Raw genomic sequence first — 1,291 nt, forward strand, 5'->3', positions numbered from 1 at the left:
AGGCACTGCCTCCATAAAATGAGACACAAGAAAACCACTCCTGTTGAAATCTGGTAAACTAGAAACAGGAGTGTTTTATTATGGTCAAAAAAGCCTATTCAGTAGAAACTAAGCTAGCCTGCATCGAAATGAAGAAGGCAGGTAAATCAAATAAGGTCATCATGGAGACCCTCGGCATCAAAAATGTTAGTCAGGTGAAGACCTGGTGGCGATGGTATCAGAATGATGAGTTACATCGTTTCTACCAACCTGTAGGAAAGCAATATACTTATGGCAAAGGGATGAAGCAGTTATCTGAAGTGGAACAGTTACATTTGCAGGTAGAATTACTAAAAAAGTATCGGAGCTTGGTCAGACAATCGACAAAGTAAGTCTTATCAAGCTGGTGGAAGAATATAAGAAAACTTACCCTGTATCTGTCATTTTAGAGTGTTTCGGTGTCAAACGTTCAACCTTTTACCGCTGGAAACAGGAGTGTAGGAACTCTCAGAAAAGGGACGAAATCGCAGAGAAAATCGAAGAACTCTGCATGGAAAATCACTTTATTTACGGCTATCGAACCATCACTCGCTTGCTTAAAAAAGTTTATAACCTCGTCGTTAATCGCAAGAAAGTCTATCGTATCATGAAAGAAAGAAGTTGCCTTTGCCGTGTCCGTACCAAGAAGGGACCTAGATTAGGGAAGCCTTACTATGTGACAGACAATAAGCTAAATCGTGATTTTCAAGCTGATAAGCCACTCAAGAAGCTGGTCACAGACATTACCTACCTCTACTTTGGAAACTGTAAACTCTACCTCTCCTCTATCATGGATCTCTATAATCGTGAGATTGTAGCTTATACCATCTCAGAATGTCAGGATACTGACTTTGTGTTAGACACGCTCCATCAACTCGAATGGTCTCAAGGAGCACTTTTACACAGTGACCAGGGTTCTGTATACACCTCAAAAGTATACTATCAGGCTTGTATAGAAAAAGGCATCACTCGCTCCATGTCCCGTAAAGGAACACCAGCTGATAATGCCTGCATCGAATGGTTCCATTCCGTCTTAAAGTCTGAAACCTTCTATCTCCATAAGTGGAGAAACTTAACTAAAGATAGTATAACAGATATTGTCAAAAATTACATCATATTTTATAATAAAACTAGAATTCAACAGAAATTAAATGACCAGTCTCCTGTAGATTACAGAAAACTGATCGCATCATAGGGGTTTTCTCTTGTCCCATTATTGGGGGTCAGTGCCGGAGAAGATCTGGTTTATTTTACCTTACCCACAATGGTGCCG

General features: G+C 40.0%; 1 protein-coding gene. It reads left to right on the top strand.

Annotated features, from left to right (window positions below; translation table 11 throughout):
* Positions 1-77 precede the first annotated feature (77 nt).
* Positions 78-1,213, top strand: a protein-coding gene (locus RG608_RS11480) for an IS3 family transposase (RefSeq protein WP_374989838.1) whose coding sequence is annotated in 2 segments (ribosomal slippage) — positions 78-345 and positions 345-1,213 — 1,137 coding nt in all. Because the reading frame shifts where the segments join, the coding sequence is not laid out codon by codon here.
* Positions 1,214-1,291 lie beyond the last annotated feature (78 nt).

Source organism: Streptococcus sp. IsoGale022 (genome assembly GCF_031142805.1).
Classification (GTDB): Bacteria; Bacillota; Bacilli; order Lactobacillales; family Streptococcaceae; genus Streptococcus; species Streptococcus sanguinis_A.